Annotated in this window: 5 protein-coding genes; 4 read left to right on the top strand and 1 reads right to left on the bottom strand. The window is 21.8% G+C overall.

Features of this window, described 5'->3' with window-relative positions:
• Positions 1–724 (bottom strand): hypothetical protein (locus OC710_RS02400; protein ID WP_304514996.1); only part of this gene is annotated, 724 nt, incomplete at its 3' end.
• 557 nt (positions 725–1281) lie between these two features.
• Between OC710_RS02400 and rpsF the strand changes: the two genes are divergently transcribed.
• The 4 genes from rpsF to OC710_RS02420 form a co-directional block, all read left to right on the top strand.
• Positions 1282–1575, top strand: coding sequence for a 30S ribosomal protein S6 (rpsF, locus tag OC710_RS02405; protein WP_004995224.1), 294 nt, complete (start codon positions 1282–1284; stop codon positions 1573–1575).
• A 23-nt stretch (positions 1576–1598) separates the two neighbouring features.
• Complete coding sequence (locus OC710_RS02410) at positions 1599–2072, top strand: single-stranded DNA-binding protein (protein ID WP_004995223.1); 474 nt, start codon at positions 1599–1601, stop codon at positions 2070–2072.
• A 42-nt stretch (positions 2073–2114) separates the two neighbouring features.
• Positions 2115–2351: a 30S ribosomal protein S18 gene (gene rpsR, locus OC710_RS02415; RefSeq protein WP_004995221.1), complete on the top strand. Its 237-nt coding sequence runs from the start codon at positions 2115–2117 to the stop codon at positions 2349–2351.
• A 109-nt stretch (positions 2352–2460) separates the two neighbouring features.
• A partial coding sequence (locus OC710_RS02420; protein ID WP_304514997.1) for a DHH family phosphoesterase occupies positions 2461–4697 on the top strand: 2237 nt, incomplete at its 3' end.

A 4697-nucleotide genomic window follows, 5' to 3' on the forward strand; every position in this document is an offset into this window, starting at 1 on the left:
CAGATTTTTGACGCAACATCAAAACATCTGCACTACTCATAATAATCTCGCCATATTTATGATTTAATTTATTTACTTTTTGTTGTAATTCAGTAATATTATTTGTAATTTGTGTTTCAGACATATCAGAAGTAGCAATAATTTGAGATTTTAAATCACCTAATTCTTTTAATAATTGTTTTTGTTCTGATTCTAATGCAACAGGATGATAATCCTTACTCTTCAAAATAGCATCTAATTTATCTAATTCTTTGACAGATTTTTGACGAAAAACAAACATATTATCAGAAGAATTATTGGGTAATGCCGTTAATTGATGTAATTTATTTTTAGAAAAATCAGATAAACCTAGAATTTTTGTAATTGGAGCAAAATTAAACCTCTTAATAAAGAAGAAACTTATCATTAATAATATAATAAACAATATAAAAATAATAAACGATGAAAAGAAAATTCCTCTAGGCGGAGATATTTTATTTTGTAAATCGTTATTATTAAGATTAGGTTTTGATAAATGATAATGAGTAATAGCAGATGATTTATTAAAAAAATTTAATTTAGGTAACAAACGTAAAATATTAATAATTAAACTAATAACCCAAATAGCTAAATAAACTAAAATAAACATAATTAAACCAAAAATAATATTAATAAAATAATGATAATAATTTTTAATAAAATTAAAAATACCACTTAGATAAGTTATAGCATTGTGTAAATTCACAAAAAAAACTCCTTTTTTATAAAATATTTAAAAAATATTTTAAAAATTTAAACAAAATTAAGTTTAAAAAAACAAAATTTTAGATTTAAAATTTAATTTACTAGGTTAACTTTATATTAAAAAATATAACTTAATTATTAGGAATTATCGAAAGTAAAAATGCAATTACATCTATAGTTACATAACCAATCACCTCCTTTATAAAAAATCTAAATCATAATTACAAATTATAAAAAAGATATGTTTGAATCGAATAAATGAAATTTATTAATATCATTTTATTAAAAATATTTTATTGACATTGTTTTTCTTATTTGTTAGAATGAAATTCAGAGTATATCATCATTTCAATTTGATAAAATTTAATTTTTTATAATAGAAATTGAAATATTGTTTTATTATAAAATAGTTAAAATTTCTATATAAAATTTAATTTGAAAAAATTACTATATTTTTATCCAAAAAGATTAAAATAAAAGTATAAAGATATGAAATAGTTAAATATTTTTAAAAATTAATTAAACAATTGATCAAAAGGAGCAAAAAAATCCACCAAAATGAAAGAATATGAATTAATGTACATTATAAAACCCAATATAAGTCAAGAACAAGCGCAAGAAATAGTAGAAAATTTAAAAAAAACTTTTATCAAAAATAAAGATATTAATTGTTTTGAAGAAATTATACCTGCTTCTATAGAATTAAAAGAATTAGCTTATCCAATTAAAAAATTCCAACAAGGATATTATGTACAATCAACAATTAAAGCAGATAATACATTTGTAGAAAAATTTAATCAATTAATGCAAATAACTGAAGAAATACTTCGTTTTCTTATTATCAAAAAATAAAACACATAAATTAGGAGAAAATAATGTTAAATAGGGTATTTTTAATAGGCAGAATAACAAAAGATCCTGAAATAAGATTTACAAAAGAAACTAACGTACCTTATGTTATTTTTCATTTGATAATAGATAGAGGGTATACAAACCAAGAAGGAAAAAAAGAATCAGATTTAATTCGTTGTATCGCTTGGGATAAACAAGCAGAAAGCTTAACTAGATACATTACTAAAGGGAGTTTGTTAGCTATAGAGGGCCGAGTTAGAACAGAAATTTACGAAGATCATAATAATCAACAAAAAACAACTTTTGATACAAAAATTTTATGCACAAATATTAAATTTTTAGAAAGCAAAGAATATTCGGATTATAAAAAAAATAAACAAAAATCAGAATATTCCAATCATTTAGATGTCGAACAAACATCACATAACAGAGATATAAAAAAAAATAATCAAAGTTTTTCCGATATTAAAGAAGATGAAGATGAGTCGCTTTTTTAAAAATTAAAATTTTATAAGGAATATAAGAGTAAAACTATAAATATGCAAATGATTCGAAAAAAATATTTTAAAAAACGTCGTAAAGTATGTTTTTTTACACAAAATAAATTTACTAATATAGATTTTAAAAATATAGAAATTCTAAAAAAATTTATAACTAGTGAAGGTAAAATTTTACCATCTAGAATAACCGGAGTATGTGCTAAATGGCAAAGAAAATTAGCTACAGCTATAAAAAGAGCGCGTCATATGGCCTTAATACCTTTTGTCGAAAAGTAAAATATTTATAAATAATAAACAAGTTTTATCTAACTTGTTTTGTTTTTTTATATAACAAAATTATATATTTGCCCCCGTTTTTTTAGAAAAGAGAGTTTAATAATTAATTATGTTAACATTAAGAAAAAAAAATCTCAATTATAAAAAAATTTTTTTATTTATAATTTTGATTGGTACATTTCTATATATGACCTTCCTTGACTATGATAACATCAAATTATTAATTCACAACCCAAATAAAGAAATTCAAGAAGTAAAAAAAATTATTATTAAATTGTTTTTTAGTATTCTTGGAAAATTAGTAATCTTTTTTATCTTTTTAAGTATTTATATGCATTTTCAACGTAGTTTAAAAATTAAAAGATTACAAAAAAGATTGGCTTTATGGTCTAAATTATCTTATTATATAGACAAAATAGGTGAAGAAGTTTTTAACGAATTAACTATAGGAATTATAGTGATTAATACCGCTAATAATACTATTGAATGGATAAATACTTACGCAAACAAAATATTTAATAACCCTGACATCAATACATCTTTAAACTTAATCAATAACCAAATGGCTGAATTATTAAATATTAAAGAAAAAGAACAACAAATAGTTTTAAAAATCAAAGATAAATACTTTGATTGCTTATATAAAAAAGAATTTAATGTTTTTTATCTATTCGACGCAACTCAAAGAGAAAAGGTACAAACTCTTTATCATCGATCAACACCAGCTTTAATATTTTTATCTTTTGATAATTTAGAAAATTCTTTAAAAAATTTAGATTTTTCAGAACAATCACAAATTAAAGTAGAATATTTAAGCGCTATTTCAGATTTCTTCGAAATTTATGAAACTTATTTAAAACAATTATCGGATGATAAATTTTTACTTTTATTAAAAAGAGAACAATTAGAAAATATGATATTAGAAAAATTTTCAATTTTGAAAAATATAAGAAATATTTCTGAAAAATATAAATTAAATATCACTTTATCTATGGGAATCGCTTGCTATAATCTACCTTTTAACCAATTAGCTTATTATTCTCAAAGCGCATTAGAATTAGCACAAAAAAGAGGAGGAGATCAAGTAGTAATTAATATTGAAAATCAAAAAATTCAATATTTTGGAGCGACCAAAACCTCTTTAAATACCAACTCTAAAATAGTATCTAGAGTTAATTCAGAAATCATTAAAGATCTAATTCAAAAACATAATAATTGTTTTTTTATGAGTCATAAAAATCCAGATCTAGATGCTTTTGGTTCTATGATTGCTATTTATAAAATAGCATCTATTCTAAATAGCGATCAAGATCATTATATTATTATAGATACAATTTTTATGGAAAAAAATTTTAAAAATATTTATGAAAATTTAAATAAAGAAAATCCTAAGCTTTTAAAAAATATTATTAATGCTAATAAAGCGAATAAAATAATAAATAAAAATTCCTTAATTATTATTGTAGATAATCAACATTTAGAAATTTTAGATAACAATGAACTGTTAAATTTAACTGATAATATAATTATTATTGACCATCATCGTTCTTCAGAAAAAATTATTTCTAATAAATTCGCTTATATAGATGCATCATCTTCATCAACTGTAGAAATGATAATGGAATTAATATACTTTTTAAATCATCCAGTATACATTTCGCCATTAGAAGCTACTATTATGTATGGAGGAATGATTATTGATACTAACTTTTTTACCTCCCGAACTAGCGCAAGAACTTTAGAAGTAGCATCGCGTTTAATTAATATGGGCGCTGAAAGTCAAAAAATTAAATTATGGCTAAGACAGGATTTTGATCAAATTTTAGAAATGAATAGACTATTATCTCGTATGGAAATTTATATGAAAAAATTTGCTATTATAACCAGTGATAAACCGATTAATGATCGTTCTTTTTTGGCTAAAGTAGCAGAAAATTCTTTAAATGTACAAAATATTGAAGCAGCTTTTGTAATAGGAGAATTATCCGATAATCAAATAGGTATTAGCGCTAGATCATGTAGCGATAATATCAATGTACAAATTATTATGGAGCAAATGAATGGAGGAGGACATATTAATAGCGCAGCCTCCCAAATTAAAAACAGTAATATTGATAATGTTTTATTAGAATTAAAAAACATTTTAAAAAATGAATATCAAGAAGGAAATGAAAATATGAAAATTATTTTATTAGAAGACTTGAGTGATAAAGGTAAAAAAGAAGAAATTATTCAAGTTAATCCTGGTTTTGGTAACTATTTAATTAGAACTAAAAAAGCTCTTTTAGCTAATCCTCAAAATATTAAATATTTAGAACAAAATAAAAAAATAAAAGAAGAAAAAGA

The sequence above is a fragment of the 'Vigna radiata' phytoplasma genome (genome assembly GCF_030586915.1).
Taxonomy (GTDB): Bacteria; Bacillota_I; Bacilli_A; order Acholeplasmatales; family Acholeplasmataceae; genus Phytoplasma; species Phytoplasma australasiaticum.

Bases quoted from the DNA above. Each gene is read 5' to 3' on its own strand.
- rpsF (WP_004995224.1), top strand. From the start codon at position 1,282: ATGAAAGAATATGAATTAATGTACATTATAAAACCCAATATAAGTCAA.
- rpsR (WP_004995221.1), top strand. From the start codon at position 2,115: ATGCAAATGATTCGAAAAAAATATTTTAAAAAACGTCGTAAAGTATGT.
- OC710_RS02410 (WP_004995223.1), top strand. From the start codon at position 1,599: ATGTTAAATAGGGTATTTTTAATAGGCAGAATAACAAAAGATCCTGAA.